We start from the raw sequence: 12,883 nt of genomic DNA, 5'->3' as shown, positions 1-12,883 counted from the left end.
GATCGGTCTGCTGGAATCGCGCCTGGACGCCATCGTCTACCGCGCCAAGTTCGTCCCGACCGTCTGGGCCGCTCGCCAGTTCGTCAGCCACGGCCACGTGACCGTCGACGGCAAGAAGGTCGACATCGGTTCGTACCGCGTGAAGCCGGGCCAGGTCATCGAGGTCAAGGAAAAGTCGCGCAACATGGCTCTGGTGCTCGAAGCCCAGCAGTCGTCGGAACGTGACATCCCGGACTACCTGGAACTGGGCGACCGCGGCTTCTCGGTCCGCTACGTCCGCGTTCCGGAACTGGCCGACGTGCCGTACCCGGTGAAGATGGAACCGAACCTGGTCGTCGAATACTACTCGTCCTGATCCCTTCGGGATCACGACGGTTTTCCTGGGCTACCGCGCCTTGCGCTACTTGAGCCCGGGACGATCACAAAAGTTGAAGGGCTCCGGAGCAATCCGGGGCCCTTTTGCTTTGGATCAGGCCCTGTGACGGTTCACTTTCGGGCCGAATAACGGCACACTGCAGGCGGGTTCAGGATCCAGCCGGGAGGCCGGGATGAAAACGTCGATCACGCTCGCCGCGGTACTGGCGCTCGCCTCGCTGACGGCCGCCTGCGGCACTTTGCAGGGACTGTTCGACGGCGACCGCGCCGCAGCCAATATGCCGGGCCAGCTGGAGCCGATCCATGCGGCCGCGATCGGACAGGATCAGGCGGTCTTCTGGGTCAGCTCCAACGGCTGCACCAGCAAGGCGGACCTGACGCCCGTCGTGCGCCAGGCCGGAAGCGGCTCGGTGATCACCCTGCGCCGGATCAAGGAAGACCGTTGCGCCGAGGTGCAGCCGCAGGGCGTGGAGATGCGCTGGTCGTTCGAGGAACTGGGCATCGCGCCCGGCGCCCGCGTGTCGGTCGAGAACCCCTACCAGATGACGCCCTCGGCCTGAGGCCGGGGCGCCTTTCCAGCTTTCGCCTTAACCACCGTGAATGCGGTCGTAGGCAGGCCATGTGGTCTGGCCGGCGCGCGCGTAGGGGTTCGGCAGGTCTTCGGGATGGCCGAGGGCCGTCGCCGCGTGGTGCGGCCAGTTCGGGTCGTCCAGAACCGCGCGGGCGATGCCGACGAAGTCCGCCTTGCCGTCCGCAACGATCGCCTCGGCCTGGGCGGGATCGTAGATCATGCCGACGGCGATGACGTTCGCCTCGGGGACCGCCGCCTTCACCGCCTCCGCGAAGGGCAGCTGGTAGCCCGGCTCGCCGCCCGGGATGGGAGCGCGGGCGGCGTTGCCGCCGCTGGTCACGTGCAGATAGTCGTACCCCATGTCGTGAAGGGCGCGGGCGAAGGCCTGCACCTCCGCGATCGTGACGCCGTCGTCGAGCCAGTCCGAGCCGTTGAAGCGGACGCCCAGCGCCTTGTCGCGCGGCCAGGCGTCGCGAAGCGCCTGCGCCACCCGCAGGGGGAAGCGCATGCGGTTCCCGGTCGAGCCGCCGTACTGGTCCGTGCGGTGGTTCGAGAGGGGCGAGAGGAATTCGCTGAGCAGATAGCCGTGGGCAGCGTGCAGCTCGACGACGTCGAAACCCGCCCGCAGGGCGCGCCCGGCGGCGCTGACGAAGGCGTCGACGATACGCTGCATGCCCGCCTCATCGAGGGCGACCGGGGTGTGCCAGTCGTCCCGGAAGGGCAGGGCGGACGGGGCTGACGTGGTCCAGGCGCCCTCCTCGGGCGTCAGGGCGCGACTGCCGATCCACGGCGGGGTGGTGGAGGCCTTGCGGCCCGCGTGGCCCAGCTGGATGCCGATGGGCGTGTCGGAATAGGTGCGGATGCCCGCGATCAGGGCGGCGAAGGCGGTTTCCTGATCGTCATTCCACAGGCCGGTGTCGGCGGGGCTGATGCGGCCCTCGGGTTCGACGCCCGTCGCCTCGACGATGACCAGTCCGGCGCCCGAGGTCGCCAGCCGCCCCAGGTGCTGGGCGTGCCAAGGCTGGGGCACGCCGTCGACGGCGGAATACTGGCACATGGGGGCGATGACGATGCGGTTGCGCAGGGTCAGCGGCCCGACGGCGCGCGGGGAGAACAGGTGGCTCATGGGGGCTCCGGGGAGGATCGGAACCGTAGCTATGTCGGATGCGGAAAACGGCAAGACCCGCCTTTCCGATTGTTCACGTGCCATTCAGGCCGGCGAACGGCACATTGTCCGCAAGCTTCACCAGAGAAGCGCTCTCATCGTCCGGAAGGGGATTTCCATATGCGTCGTATCGCTCTCATTCTTGCCCTCGCCATCGCCGCCCCGTCGCTGGGCGGCTGCATCATCATCGCCACCGACAAGCCGACCACCCGCGTCGTGCACTCGACCCCGGCGGACGCGGAGTGATCCGCGCCGTCGTCGCAGCGGCGCTTTGCGCGCCGCTGCTGTCGGGCTGTGTGATCTACGCCAACGAGGGCGGCGAGCGGGACGTGGTGGTCAACTGGGCCGACGGCGCGAAGCCTGCGCTGGAAGCGGTGCGCTCGGCGCGGATCGCGGACGGACGGCTGATCGTCCGCGTCGATTCCAACGGCTGCACGGACGCCAGCCACTTCATGGTCGATCTGACGCCGGTGGATGACGGGGTGACCAACGTCGCGCTGCGCCGCAACGCCGAGGACCTGTGCAAGGCGCTGGTTCCCGACGGGGTGGAGGTCAGCTGGTCGCTGGATGAGCTGGGCGTCGAGCCCGGCACGCCGACCCGGCTGCTGAACCCGACGAAGCTGTAGGACGAAGGGCCGGACCGCACAGCGATCCGGCCCTTTGATTATCCGGCCTTCTGGAAGGCGGGGAGCATGTCCGCGGGAATGCGGTGGGGGCGCATGGTCCTGGCATCCACCAGAACCCATTCGGTGACGCCCTGGGCGCACAGGCGGCCCTCGGCGTCCTCGATGCGGACGTAGCGATTGAAGCGCGGCCCCTGCGGGTCGCCGACCCAGGTCCGGGCCTTCACATCGACGGCGTCGGGCATGAGCGGGCGGAAGTAGTCGATCTCGTGCCGGACCCCGACCCACGACCAGCGCGCACGGGTGTCGTCATCGAAGCTGGCGTTCCAGTGCGCGGTGCCCGCATCCTGCAGCCAGCCGACATAGACCACGTTGTTCACATGGCCGTTCTCGTCGATGTGCTCGGGGCGGACCTCCAGCGGAAGGACGAAGATTTCGCGGTCCTCGCGGGGCTCCAGCTGGGCGCGCGCCATCTAGTCTTCCTGACCCAGGGCGACGCCCTTTTCGCTCATCAGCGTCTGCAGCTCGCCGCTGTTGAACATCTCGCGGACGATGTCCGAGCCGCCGACGAACTCGCCCTTCACATAGAGCTGGGGGATGGTCGGCCAGTCGGTGAAGGCCTTGATGCCTTCGCGCAGGGCCTCGTCCTGCAGGACGTCGACGCCGACGAACGAGGCGCCGATGTGATCGAGGATCTGGACGGCCAGCGAGGAGAAGCCGCAACGCGGCGCGTCCGGGGTGCCCTTCATAAACAGGACGACATCGTGCTGGGCGACGGTGTCGGCGATGAAGGCGTGGACGGGGTCTGCGACGGCTTGATCGGTCACGGTAACGGGCCTTTCGGTGAAGGGCGTCAGCTAGGGTCGGACAGGCCGGGGGTCAAGGGTGTGCGGCGACAGGGACCGCCGGCGAGCCTTCAGACATCCGTGAGCGGGGCGGGGGTCAGGCCGCCCGGGCGCCGGCGACGCGCGCCATCTCGATCTGGGCGGCCAAGCCGGGCGGCAGGTCGCGGTCGGGGACCATGGCCAGTTCGTTCAGGCGCTCGACGGTCGGAGCCTCGATCAGGACGCTGGCGATCGCCGGGTCCGTCAGCGAGTAGGCCAGACAGATCGCTTCGGCGGTCCAGCCGTTGGTCTGGTGCAGGAAGGCGAAGGTGCCGACGCCGGCCAGCGGGTCGTTCTTCGCGCGGCCGGAAGACTTTCCGAAGCCGAAGAAGCCCTTCTTCTCCTCGTGCACCTCGGTGGCCTTCTTCACCGTGTCGAGGGCGTCCGGGAAGTAGCCGTGGACGAAGATGCCCATGTCGCGCTCGCGGGCGTCGCGAAGGCGCGAGCGGATCTGCCAGGGCGAGTTGACGTGGTAGGGCGTGAACAGGGCGTCGAAGGCGCCGGTGGAGACGTAGGTGTCCATCACCTCGCTCTCGCCGGAGATGCCCAGAAGGCGGATGCGCTGGGTGGCGCGCAGGGCCTTGAGCGCATTCAGCGACGACTGGGGCAGTTCGTGGTCTTCGGGCTGGTCCAGAACGGCCAGATCGAACCAGCCGAGACCGGAGGCGTGCAGCGCCCGGTCGATGGCGCTGGTCATGCCCTCGGCCGAGAAGTCGCGGTCCGAGCCGCGGCGGCCGTCGCCGGCGCCGAGCATCAGCGACACCTGCACCAGCTTGCGATCGACGTGGCGGAGGGCTTCGCCCAGCACCTCGGCCAGCACCGGGTCGGCGGTGGTCAGGCGGTAGCTGTTGATGCCCGCCTCGAGCGCCGAATAGATCAGTTCGCGTCCGGCTTCGGGGCCGCCGGCGATGTCGCGCGCGCCCAGGCTGAGGGTGACGACCGAAACGGCCTGACCGACGTTGCCGAAGGGGCGGTAACGCATGGGCTCAGCTCTCCGCCGGGACCGAGGTTTCGAGCGCCAGGGCGTGCAGTTCGCCGCCCATCTTGCCCTTGAGGGCGGCGTAGACGAGCTGGTGCTGCTTTACCCGCGACAGACCCGCGAAGGCCGTCGAGACGATCCGCGCGCGATAGTGATCGCCGTCGCCCGCCAGATCGTCGATGGCGATCTCGGCATCGGGGAAGGCTTCGGTCAGGTGGCCGCGAAGCTCTTCGACGGGCATGGGCATGGGGAAACGCACTCCGGAGTTCGGGCGGCAGAATGCCGCGTAAACCTTAATGGCTGGCTACGCCGCGTGGCGCTCCAGCAGCACCACCGGCGCGCCCTTGTAGGCGGTCTCGGCGTAGGGCGTGTAGCCCGCGCGCTTCGCCAGGGCGTGGGACGGGGCGTTGTCCGGGGCGATCATGCAGACGGTGCGGGGGGCGTTGAGGGCGTCGTCGGCCCAGGCGAGGGCGGCGGACAGGGCCTCGAAGGCCAGACCCTTGCCCTGAAACCGGGGAGCGACGCCCCAGCCGAGCTCGGGTGCATCGAACGGCGGGTCCATCAGGCGGCGGTAGTCGAGGATCCCGACGCTGCCGACATAGGCGCCGGTCGCGGTCTCGCGGATCGACCAGTTACCGTGGTTCAGGGCCTCCCAGTGGCCGATGTCGCGCAGCAGGCGGAACCAGACGTCCTCGCTGGACAGGGCGGCCGGGAAGATGGCGGTGGCGAAGGCGGGATCTCCCCAAAGAGCCGTCAGCTCCGGGTAGTCGGAGACCTGCACCGGGGTCAGGGTCAGGCGTTCGGTGATCAGGGTGGTGGTCATGCGCTGAACAGGGCTCCCGCGCGCTCGATCCGCGTGCGGCCCGCGGCGTCGGTGACGGCGTAGGTGAAACCCGGCTGCAGGGCGAAGGCTCCGGCGCGACCCTGTTTGTCGAGGGCCAGCAGGGCGACCTGTGAGGCGGCGACCTTGGTCCCGCGCAGGCGGGCGAGACGTTCGATCACGCTGCGACAGGCGGCGGTCGGGTCGAGACCGTGCCGCATGGCCTCGACGACGGAATGGGCGCCGGAAACGCGCACGACGTCCTCGCCCACGCCGGTGGCGGTGGCGCCGCCGACCTCGTCATCGACATAGAGGCCGGCGCCGATGATGGGGCTGTCGCCCACCCGGCCGCGCATCTTGAAGGCCATGCCGGAGGTGGTGCAGGCGCCCGCCATGCGGTGGTCGGCGCCGATGGCGACCAGACCGATGGTGTCGTGATTGCCCGGTCCGCCCGGCGTGCCGCGCCAGTCGAGGTTCTCGCTGTTGGCGCGGGGCGCGTATTCGGCGGTGACCAGCCATTCGCGCCAGGCGGCTTCGGCGCGGGGCGTCAGCAGGTTCTGCGTCGGGAAGCCCTGATCGACGGCGAAGGTGCGGGCGCCGGCCCCGACCAGCATGGTGTGGGGCGTCTTCTCCATGACCGCGCGGGCGACCGAGACGGCGTGGACCACATCCTCCAGCGCGCAGACGGCGCCGATGTCGCCCGCCCAGGTCATGACGCAGGCATCGAGGGTGACGTGGCCGTCGCGGTCCGGCATTCCGCCCAGGCCGACGGAGGAATTGCTCTCATCGGCCTCCGCGACCTTGCCGCCCGCCTCGACCATGTCGAGGGCCGATCCGCCCGCCTGACGCGCGGCCCAGCCGGCGGCGTTGGCCGCGGCGCCGAAGTCCCAGGTCGAGACCATGACGGCGGGGGCGGCGTCGTCCCGGGCGACGGCGGAGGTCGCGAGGGCCGCCGCCGGAGCGGCGGTGAGAAGGGTGCGGCGCGTGGTGATCATGACTCCCCCGGAACTGAGGGGGCGGAGGCTACATCAAGCCCAGCTGTTTGAAACTGGCCACGCCGTCCCGACCGACGACCAGATGGTCGTGGACGGACAGGCCCAGCGCCCGGGCGGCCTCGACCACCTGACGCGTCATGTCGATATCGGCGCGGGACGGGGTCGGGTCGCCGGAGGGGTGGTTGTGGACGATGATCATCGACTTGGCCGAAAGCTCCAGCGCCCGGCGGACCACCTCGCGCGGGTAGACGGGGGCGTGGTCGACGGTGCCGCGGTTCTGAATCTCGTCGAGAATGAGCTGGTTGCGGTTGTCGAGATAGAGGACGCGGAACTGTTCGCGCGGCTCGTGCTGCAGCGACAGGCGAACGTAGGCGAGCAGGGCGGTCCAGGAGGAGATGACCGTGCGCTTGTTGGCCTCTTCCTTGGTGATGCGCCGGGCCACCTCATGCAGGGCGGCCAGGTCGAGGGCGGTCTCGGCGCCGATGCCCTTTGATTTCCCGCGGGAGTCCTCGGCCTTGACCGTCATCAGGTCTTCCACCGAGGCGGCGAGGACGGCGGCCAGCGAGCCGAAGCGGGCGAGCAGGGCCTTGGCTATGGGTTTGACGTCGCCCTGCGGCTGGCTGCGGAAGAGGAAGAGTTCCAGCAGCTCGTAGTCAGGCAGGTGGTGGATGCCGGCCCCGCGCGCCCGCTCGCGCAGCCGTTCACGATGACCGGCGTGGTGGGGCGCTTTCGGCTTTTCGGTCGGCGGGTCGAGCATGCGTCCTCCCGGGACGCATGCAGCCTATCCTAGAATTTCGGACGGAACAGCCCGGCGGGGCTGGCGCTGAACAGTTCGCAGCCGTCGTCGGTGACGCCGATGGTGTGCTCGCACTGAGACGACAGGGACTTGTCGCGAGTGACGGCGGTCCAGCCGTCGGACAGGACCTTCACGTGCGGCTTGCCCAGGTTCACCATCGGCTCGACGGTGAAGAACATGCCCTTCTTGAGCGTGGCGCCCTCGCCGCGGCGGCCGTAGTGCAGGACGTTGGGGCTGTCGTGGAACAGACGGCCGATGCCGTGGCCGCAGAAATCGCGCACGACCGACATGCGCTGGGCCTCGACCACCTGCTGAATGGCATAGCCGATGTCGCCGAAGGTGGCGCCCGGCTTGATCACGGCCAGACCGGCTTCCAGCGAGTCATAGGTGACGTCGATCAACTTGCGGGCGCGGGCGTTGATGGTCCCGACCGCGAACATTCGGCTGGAGTCGCCGTGCCAGCCGTCGACGATGACGGTGTGGTCGATGTTCACGATATCGCCGTCCTTGAGCACCTTGTCGCCCGGGATGCCGTGGCAGACGACGTGGTTGATCGAGGTGCAGACGGTCTTCTCGTAGCCCTTGTAGCCGAGGCAGGCGGGCAGGCCGCCGTTGTCGAGGGTGAATTCGCGGACCAGATCATCGATGCGGCCGGTGGTGACGCCGGGCTCGACGTAGCCGGTGATCATGTCCAGCGCGCGCGCGACCAGGTTGCCGGCGGCGCGCATGCCCGCCCAGGCTTCCTCGTCCTGGTGGACGCGGATCTCGTGGGTGCGGACGAAGTGATCGGTATCCAGTTCGGGGGTCTCGTACATGCGTCGTCTTTCGGCGCGACCCTTGTCGAAATCAGGGCCGCCAGGGCAGGGCGCGGTCCAGCCGGATCGCTTCAGGCGTCAGGTGGCAACTGTAGCACAGAACCTCAACCCCGTGTGAGGCGGCCTCGCGCAATGCGGGTCCGTAGGCCTTGTCGATGTCGTCCGCGGTGGTGAAGGCCGTGCAGTCCATGCGCTGGACGATGAACAGCATGACGGCCCGGTCGCCGGCGTCGACCACCCGCTCCAGCGCCTTGAGGTGTTTGACCGCCCGCTCGGTCTTGCAGTCCGGGAACTCGGCGAGGCCGGGCGTGCGGCTGAAGTGGACGTTCTTGATCTCGACCCAGGCGGAGGGTCGGGTCAGTCCGTCCGCGTCGCCCTGCAGCAGGATGTCGATGCGGCTGTTCTCGTCATAGCGCACCTCGCGCCGGAGGATCGGGTAGCCGGTCAGTTCGGCGATCCGGTCCTCGGCGATGGCGGCCTCGCCGATGCGGTTGGGGTTCATGGTGTTGACCCCGACCAGTCCGGCGTCCGGCAGTTCAACCATCTCCAGCGTCAGGGGCAGCTTGCGCTTCGGGTCCGGCGAGCGGCTCATCCAGACCGGCAGGCCGGGCCCGGTCAGGCCCAGCATGGCGCCGGGGTTGGGGACGTGGATGGTGGTTTCGGTCCCGTCCGTCAGCACGACGTCGGCGAGGAAGCGCTTGTAGCGGCGGATCAGGGTTCCGCGTTCGAGGGGCGACTTGAAGCGCATGGCGCAGTCTCTAGCTTGGGTGGATGACCGACGCATCCCCTACCGCCGCCGTCCTGATCATCGGGGACGAGGTCCTGTCCGGACGGACGCAGGACACCAATCTGAACACCATCGCGCGGTTCCTGACCGCGCTGGGGATCGACCTGATGGAGGCGCGGACGGTCGGGGACCGGCCGGAGCAGATCGTGGCGAACCTGAACGCCCTGCGGTCGGCGCATGACTATGTCTTCACCACCGGCGGGATCGGGCCGACCCATGACGACATCACCGCCGATGCGGTGGCCAAGGCGTTCGGCGTCGCCCTGCCGGAGCATCCGGACGCGGTGGCGATCCTTGAGAAGCGCTATGGCCCGGGCGAGTTCAACGCGGCGCGGCGGCGGATGGCGCGCATTCCCGAGGGCGGGACGCTGATCGCCAATCCGGTGACGGACGCGCCGGGCTTCCAGATCGGCAATGTCTTCGTGATGGCGGGCGTGCCCAAGATCATGACCGCCATGCTGGAGGATGTGGCGCCGCGCCTGCGGACCGGCGCGGTGGTGCTGTCGCGCACCGTGAGGGTCAGCGGCGTGGGCGAAGGGGCGGTGGCGGATATCCTGACCGCCGCCTCGAAGGCCGAGCGCGAGGTCAGCTTCGGCAGCTATCCGTTCGGCCATGGCTCTGTCGGGGAGATCGGGACCAATCTGGTGGTGCGCGGACGCGATGAGGCGAAGGTCGAGGCGGCGGTGGCGGGGCTGGTCGCCGATCTGACGGTGGCGGGGATCAGGGCCGTCGAGATCTGAGGCTGGATCGGAAGCCGCGGGCCGATACAGTGTCCGACAGCTTGGGGGCGCAATGATGAGTGACGTCGACTTTGAGGCGCGAGTGCGGTTCCGGCGCGGGATGGATGTTCAGGCGCTGGTGCGGGAGATGGCCGCCGACGGCATGGACGCCGCCGAAGCCGAGGCGGCGGTGCTGGCGGTGCAGGCGCGACTGACGGCGCAGGACCGGCGGCGGGGCCGCGCCAATGTCGGCTTCGGGATTATGCTGGCGATGGTGGGCCTGGCCGGCACGCTGTGGGCGATGGTGAACCTGGGAGGGGTTTTCCTGATCGCGCTTGGCGGTCTGGTGATCGGCGCCTGGCTGATCGGCATCGGGGCGGATCAGATTGCGAAGGCCGGGACGGACAGCGCCCTGGCCCGGAAGGGTCTGCAGATCTAGGCGCCCGCTCGCCCGGTGAAGGCGTCGACGACCGCCTGATAGGCCGGATTGCCCCGGCCCTCGCGGTCCAGAAGCACCGGGCTGTCGTCGGGGCGGTCGCGGCCTTCCTCGCGGGTCAGCCAGCTGTCCTGATCGCGCAGGCCCCAGGTGGTGAAGGCGTAACGCTGGCGTTCGGGCAGGGCGTGGAAGGCCTCGGCCAGTTCGCCGACGCGGGCGACCTGCTGGTCCCGCTTCTCCTTGAGCGAACGCAGGTCCGGCATGCGGCCGCCGTCGCGGAACAGGGAGAAGTCCAGCTCGGACACATGGATCGGCAGGCCCAGCGAGGCGGCGTCGCGGAAGAAGGTCCGGATATTGCCGTCGGGGATCTCGATACTGAGGTGGGACTGGGTCCCGATGCCGCCGATGGGGGCGCCCAGCTTCAGCAGGCGTTCGACCAGCCTGAGGAAGGTCGTCCCCTTCTGCGGGATGTTCTCGAGATTGTATTCGTTGAGGAACAGGACGGCGTCCGGATCGGCTTCCTTCGCGATCTGGAAGGCGCGGACCATGTAGCCGTTCATGCCCAGAGCTCGGCTCCAGTGGCAGTCGCGCAGGCCGGTTCCGTCTTCGGAGACCGGCTCGTTGACGACATCCCAGCCCGCCATCTGGCCGCGATAGCGACCGGCGAAGGCGCGGATATAGCGCTCGTACTCGGCGGCGAAGCGATCGCGCGGGACGACGGCGTCGTTGAACACCTCGGCCCCCTGCGAATACCAGATCAGGGTGTGGCCATGGACGCGCAGGCCGTTCTCGCGGGCGAAGCCGACAACGCGGTCCGAGGCGCTGAAGTCATAGGTGAAGCCGGGCCCGAGGGTCCGCTCCATCTTCTGCTCCCACTCGGGGGTCATCTGGCCGCAATGACGACGGACCTGCTCGACCCAGTCAGGCTGGTCCAGCTGCCAGGTCATGCCGATCGTACCGAAGGGCGCCGGAACGACGTCCTTCAGGGGCGCGGCGAGTGGGCCGGGCGCGGGCTGGGCGGTCGCGAAGCGATCACAGGCGGTCAGGGCGACCGCGGAGCCGAGCGTGGAGCCCAGCAGGGTCCGGCGGGACAGCTTATCCGGCACGCCGGCGCAGACCCATTTCGTCGAAGGCCGCGGTCTCGCGTTTGCCGGCGGCGATCAGGGCGTTCAGGCGTGTGCTCTCGGCCACGTGCTCGAACTTCTTCAGTTCCTCGAACGCGCCGGTGAGGGCGTCGCGGGCGCCGACTTCCTCGGCGTCGATCTCGGCGACGTCGTTCTCGGCGGCGGTCTTCCGCAGCTTCCAGCCGTTCAGATAGGCCTGCAGGAGCATGCCCGCCTCGGCGTCCTGACGGGCGCGTTCCTGTTCGACCTCGGCCTCGGCGTCGAGGACGGCCAGGCGCATCTCGGCGGAGGCGCGACGGGCGGTGATCTCGGCGAGGCGCTTCTGCAGGGTCTCGACCTCGTAGTTCGAGATCCGGATCAGCGATTGGGCCCAGGCGGTCATTGGTTCACTCCGGTCACTGGCTGATCATGCCTTGGTTCAGGATTGCCTCCAGCCGGGTAAAGGAATCGGAAAGAGACGTGTGGTCGTCCTTGTCCTGTCCCAGGAAGGCCTCGAGGGCGGGGTTGAGCGCGATGGCGCGGTCAACGATGGGGTCGGCGCCCGAACGATAGGCGCCGATGCGGATCAGCTCCTCCATGTTCGCATAGGCGCTGAGGCACTGGCGGGCGCGCTTGTTCAGTTCGCGCTCGGGCGGGGTCTGGCAGCCCGGCAGGGTCCGGCTGACGGACTTCAGCACGTCGATGGCCGGGAAGCGGCCGCGTTCGGCGATCTTGCGGTCCATGACGATGTGGCCGTCCAGAATACCGCGCACGGCGTCGGCGATGGGTTCGTCATGGTCGCCGCCGTCCACCAGCACGGTGAAGAGGGCGGTGATCGGGGCGGCGGTGGTGCCGTCCGGCCGGGTCGGGCCGGGCCCGGCGCGCTCCAGCAGCTTGGGCAGTTCGGTGAAGACGGTGGGCGTATAGCCCTTGGTGGTCGGCGGCTCGCCCGCCGCCAGGCCGATCTCGCGCTGGGCCATGGCGAAGCGGGTGACCGAGTCCATCAGGCAGAGGACCTCGAGGTCCTGGTCGCGGAAATATTCCGAGATGGCCATGGTCATATAGGCCGACTGGCGGCGCTTGAGCGCCGGTTCGTCGGAGGTAGCGACGACGACGACGGCGCGGCGCAGGCCGTCCTCGCCGAGGGTCTCCTCGACGAACTCGCGCACTTCACGGCCCCGTTCGCCGATCAGGCCGACGACGACGACGTCGCAGGTGGCCTGCTTGGCCAGCATGGACAGCAGCACCGACTTGCCGACGCCCGAGCCGGCGAAGATGCCCAGCCGCTGACCCCGGCAGGTGGTGGTGAAGACGTCCATCGAGCGCACGCCCAGGTCCAGCCGCTCGCCGACCCGGCCGCGCGAATGGGCCGGCGGCGGCGAGGCGCGCAGGGGATAGGGCGCAGGTCCTTGCGGCAGGGGGCCGAGGCCGTCGATGGGCTGGCCGAAGGCGTCAATGATGCGGCCCAGCCAGGCGGTGGTGGGGCGCACGCTGGCGGCGGTGTCGATGATCCTGATGTCGGCGCCGGGGGCCACGCCCTCGACCGGGCCGAAGGGCATCAGCAGGGCCTTGGCGTCGCGGAAGCCGACGACCTCGGCGGGCAGGGGGGCTTGGCCGCGCCGCTCGATTTCGGCCCGGGCGCCGACGGCCAGACGCGCCAGGCCGCCCCGGGCTTCGATCAGCAGCCCGCTTACGCCCGCGACCTTACCGGTCACGACCAGCGGGTCGATCGCTTCGACGGCGGCGACGAGATTACGCAAGAGAGCCCCTGATCCAGCCGTTAACGAATGGGGCCGTCGTGGTTAACGGCGGGTG

The 12,883-nt window shown here is 69.2% G+C and carries 19 protein-coding genes; 6 read left to right on the top strand and 13 right to left on the bottom strand.

Annotated elements, in window-relative coordinates:
- Window positions 1-355 (top strand): 30S ribosomal protein S4 (gene rpsD, locus VGE03_RS07435; protein ID WP_331045842.1); only part of this gene is annotated, 355 nt, incomplete at its 5' end.
- Between the two features lie 193 nt (window positions 356-548).
- On the top strand, window positions 549-935 hold the full coding sequence (locus VGE03_RS07430) for a hypothetical protein (protein ID WP_331045841.1): 387 nt from the start codon (window positions 549-551) through the stop codon (window positions 933-935).
- Between the two features lie 27 nt (window positions 936-962).
- On the opposite strand, the gene VGE03_RS07425 is transcribed toward VGE03_RS07430, so the two are convergent.
- The gene (locus VGE03_RS07425) at window positions 963-2,072 is read right to left on the bottom strand and encodes an NADH:flavin oxidoreductase/NADH oxidase (RefSeq protein WP_331045840.1); all 1,110 of its coding nucleotides are present in this window, start codon (window positions 2,070-2,072) and stop codon (window positions 963-965) included.
- 159 nt (window positions 2,073-2,231) lie between these two features.
- Here VGE03_RS07425 and VGE03_RS07420 point away from each other — a divergent pair, with 159 nt between their 5' ends.
- Both VGE03_RS07420 and VGE03_RS07415 read left to right on the top strand, forming a co-directional pair.
- Complete coding sequence (locus VGE03_RS07420; RefSeq protein ID WP_331045839.1) at window positions 2,232-2,357, top strand: hypothetical protein; 126 nt, start codon at window positions 2,232-2,234, stop codon at window positions 2,355-2,357.
- Entirely contained in the window at window positions 2,354-2,737 is a 384-nt protein-coding gene (locus VGE03_RS07415) for a hypothetical protein (RefSeq protein WP_331045838.1), read from the top strand. Before VGE03_RS07420 ends, VGE03_RS07415 begins: the two co-directional genes overlap by 4 nt.
- Before the next feature lie 38 nt (window positions 2,738-2,775).
- On the opposite strand, the gene VGE03_RS07410 is transcribed toward VGE03_RS07415, so the two are convergent.
- The 9 genes from VGE03_RS07410 to sfsA all read right to left on the bottom strand — a co-directional run bounded on the left by VGE03_RS07410 (window position 2,776) and on the right by sfsA (window position 8,771).
- Window positions 2,776-3,207 (bottom strand): thioesterase family protein, encoded by a 432-nt coding sequence (locus VGE03_RS07410; protein WP_331045837.1) that lies wholly within the window; start codon window positions 3,205-3,207, stop codon window positions 2,776-2,778.
- A complete protein-coding gene (gene grxD, locus VGE03_RS07405) occupies window positions 3,208-3,561 on the bottom strand; it encodes a Grx4 family monothiol glutaredoxin (protein WP_331045836.1) in 354 nt (117 codons plus the stop codon).
- 115 nt (window positions 3,562-3,676) lie between these two features.
- Window positions 3,677-4,600, bottom strand: a complete 924-nt coding sequence (locus VGE03_RS07400) for an oxidoreductase (RefSeq protein ID WP_331045835.1) — start codon at window positions 4,598-4,600, stop codon at window positions 3,677-3,679.
- 4 nt (window positions 4,601-4,604) lie between these two features.
- Window positions 4,605-4,844 carry a BolA family transcriptional regulator gene (locus VGE03_RS07395; protein WP_331045834.1) on the bottom strand — a complete coding sequence of 80 codons (240 nt, stop codon included), beginning with the start codon at window positions 4,842-4,844 and terminating at the stop codon, window positions 4,605-4,607.
- 57 nt (window positions 4,845-4,901) lie between these two features.
- Complete coding sequence (locus VGE03_RS07390; protein WP_331045833.1) at window positions 4,902-5,420, bottom strand: GNAT family N-acetyltransferase; 519 nt, start codon at window positions 5,418-5,420, stop codon at window positions 4,902-4,904.
- A complete protein-coding gene (locus VGE03_RS07385) occupies window positions 5,417-6,412 on the bottom strand; it encodes a N(4)-(beta-N-acetylglucosaminyl)-L-asparaginase (protein ID WP_331045832.1) in 996 nt (331 codons plus the stop codon). Before VGE03_RS07385 ends, VGE03_RS07390 begins: the two co-directional genes overlap by 4 nt.
- A 28-nt stretch (window positions 6,413-6,440) precedes the next feature.
- Window positions 6,441-7,169: a RadC family protein gene (gene radC / locus VGE03_RS07380; RefSeq protein WP_331045831.1), complete on the bottom strand. Its 729-nt coding sequence runs from the start codon at window positions 7,167-7,169 to the stop codon at window positions 6,441-6,443.
- A gap of 29 nt (window positions 7,170-7,198) precedes the next feature.
- A complete protein-coding gene (gene map / locus VGE03_RS07375; protein WP_331045830.1) occupies window positions 7,199-8,023 on the bottom strand; it encodes a type I methionyl aminopeptidase in 825 nt (274 codons plus the stop codon).
- A gap of 31 nt (window positions 8,024-8,054) precedes the next feature.
- The gene (gene sfsA / locus VGE03_RS07370; protein ID WP_331045829.1) at window positions 8,055-8,771 is read right to left on the bottom strand and encodes a DNA/RNA nuclease SfsA; all 717 of its coding nucleotides are present in this window, start codon (window positions 8,769-8,771) and stop codon (window positions 8,055-8,057) included.
- A 23-nt stretch (window positions 8,772-8,794) separates the two neighbouring features.
- On the opposite strand from sfsA, the gene VGE03_RS07365 reads away from it, so the two are divergent.
- Both VGE03_RS07365 and VGE03_RS07360 read left to right on the top strand, forming a co-directional pair.
- A complete protein-coding gene (locus VGE03_RS07365; RefSeq protein WP_331045828.1) occupies window positions 8,795-9,550 on the top strand; it encodes a competence/damage-inducible protein A in 756 nt (251 codons plus the stop codon).
- A 55-nt stretch (window positions 9,551-9,605) separates the two neighbouring features.
- A complete protein-coding gene (locus VGE03_RS07360; protein WP_331045827.1) occupies window positions 9,606-9,968 on the top strand; it encodes a hypothetical protein in 363 nt (120 codons plus the stop codon).
- On the opposite strand, the gene VGE03_RS07355 is transcribed toward VGE03_RS07360, so the two are convergent.
- From VGE03_RS07355 to fliI, 3 genes are read right to left on the bottom strand one after another with little or no spacing between them, the layout of a single operon-like run.
- Entirely contained in the window at window positions 9,965-11,071 is a 1,107-nt protein-coding gene (locus VGE03_RS07355) for an endo-1,4-beta-xylanase (protein ID WP_331045826.1), read from the bottom strand. The two genes, VGE03_RS07360 and VGE03_RS07355, sit on opposite strands and share 4 nt — an antisense overlap.
- Entirely contained in the window at window positions 11,061-11,471 is a 411-nt protein-coding gene (locus tag VGE03_RS07350) for a flagellar export protein FliJ (protein ID WP_331045825.1), read from the bottom strand. The genes VGE03_RS07355 and VGE03_RS07350 overlap by 11 nt, the downstream gene beginning before the upstream one ends.
- A 13-nt stretch (window positions 11,472-11,484) precedes the next feature.
- Window positions 11,485-12,828 (bottom strand): flagellar protein export ATPase FliI, encoded by a 1,344-nt coding sequence (fliI, locus tag VGE03_RS07345; protein WP_331045824.1) that lies wholly within the window; start codon window positions 12,826-12,828, stop codon window positions 11,485-11,487.
- Window positions 12,829-12,883 lie beyond the last annotated feature (55 nt).

The organism is Brevundimonas sp. (genome assembly GCF_036400995.1).
Taxonomy (GTDB): Bacteria; Pseudomonadota; Alphaproteobacteria; order Caulobacterales; family Caulobacteraceae; genus Brevundimonas.
This window is presented reverse-complemented; position numbering and strand designations above follow the sequence as displayed.

Bases quoted from the DNA above. Each gene is read 5' to 3' on its own strand.
- VGE03_RS07430 (WP_331045841.1), top strand. From the start codon at position 549: ATGAAAACGTCGATCACGCTCGCCGCGGTACTGGCGCTCGCCTCGCTG.
- VGE03_RS07425 (WP_331045840.1), bottom strand. From the start codon at position 2,072: ATGAGCCACCTGTTCTCCCCGCGCGCCGTCGGGCCGCTGACCCTGCGC.
- VGE03_RS07420 (WP_331045839.1), top strand. From the start codon at position 2,232: ATGCGTCGTATCGCTCTCATTCTTGCCCTCGCCATCGCCGCCCCGTCG.
- VGE03_RS07410 (WP_331045837.1), bottom strand. From the start codon at position 3,207: ATGGCGCGCGCCCAGCTGGAGCCCCGCGAGGACCGCGAAATCTTCGTC.
- VGE03_RS07400 (WP_331045835.1), bottom strand. From the start codon at position 4,600: ATGCGTTACCGCCCCTTCGGCAACGTCGGTCAGGCCGTTTCGGTCGTC.
- VGE03_RS07395 (WP_331045834.1), bottom strand. From the start codon at position 4,844: ATGCCCATGCCCGTCGAAGAGCTTCGCGGCCACCTGACCGAAGCCTTC.
- VGE03_RS07390 (WP_331045833.1), bottom strand. From the start codon at position 5,420: ATGACCACCACCCTGATCACCGAACGCCTGACCCTGACCCCGGTGCAG.
- VGE03_RS07385 (WP_331045832.1), bottom strand. From the start codon at position 6,412: ATGATCACCACGCGCCGCACCCTTCTCACCGCCGCTCCGGCGGCGGCC.
- radC (WP_331045831.1), bottom strand. From the start codon at position 7,169: ATGCTCGACCCGCCGACCGAAAAGCCGAAAGCGCCCCACCACGCCGGT.
- map (WP_331045830.1), bottom strand. From the start codon at position 8,023: ATGTACGAGACCCCCGAACTGGATACCGATCACTTCGTCCGCACCCAC.
- sfsA (WP_331045829.1), bottom strand. From the start codon at position 8,771: ATGCGCTTCAAGTCGCCCCTCGAACGCGGAACCCTGATCCGCCGCTAC.
- VGE03_RS07365 (WP_331045828.1), top strand. From the start codon at position 8,795: ATGACCGACGCATCCCCTACCGCCGCCGTCCTGATCATCGGGGACGAG.
- VGE03_RS07360 (WP_331045827.1), top strand. From the start codon at position 9,606: ATGAGTGACGTCGACTTTGAGGCGCGAGTGCGGTTCCGGCGCGGGATG.
- VGE03_RS07350 (WP_331045825.1), bottom strand. From the start codon at position 11,471: ATGACCGCCTGGGCCCAATCGCTGATCCGGATCTCGAACTACGAGGTC.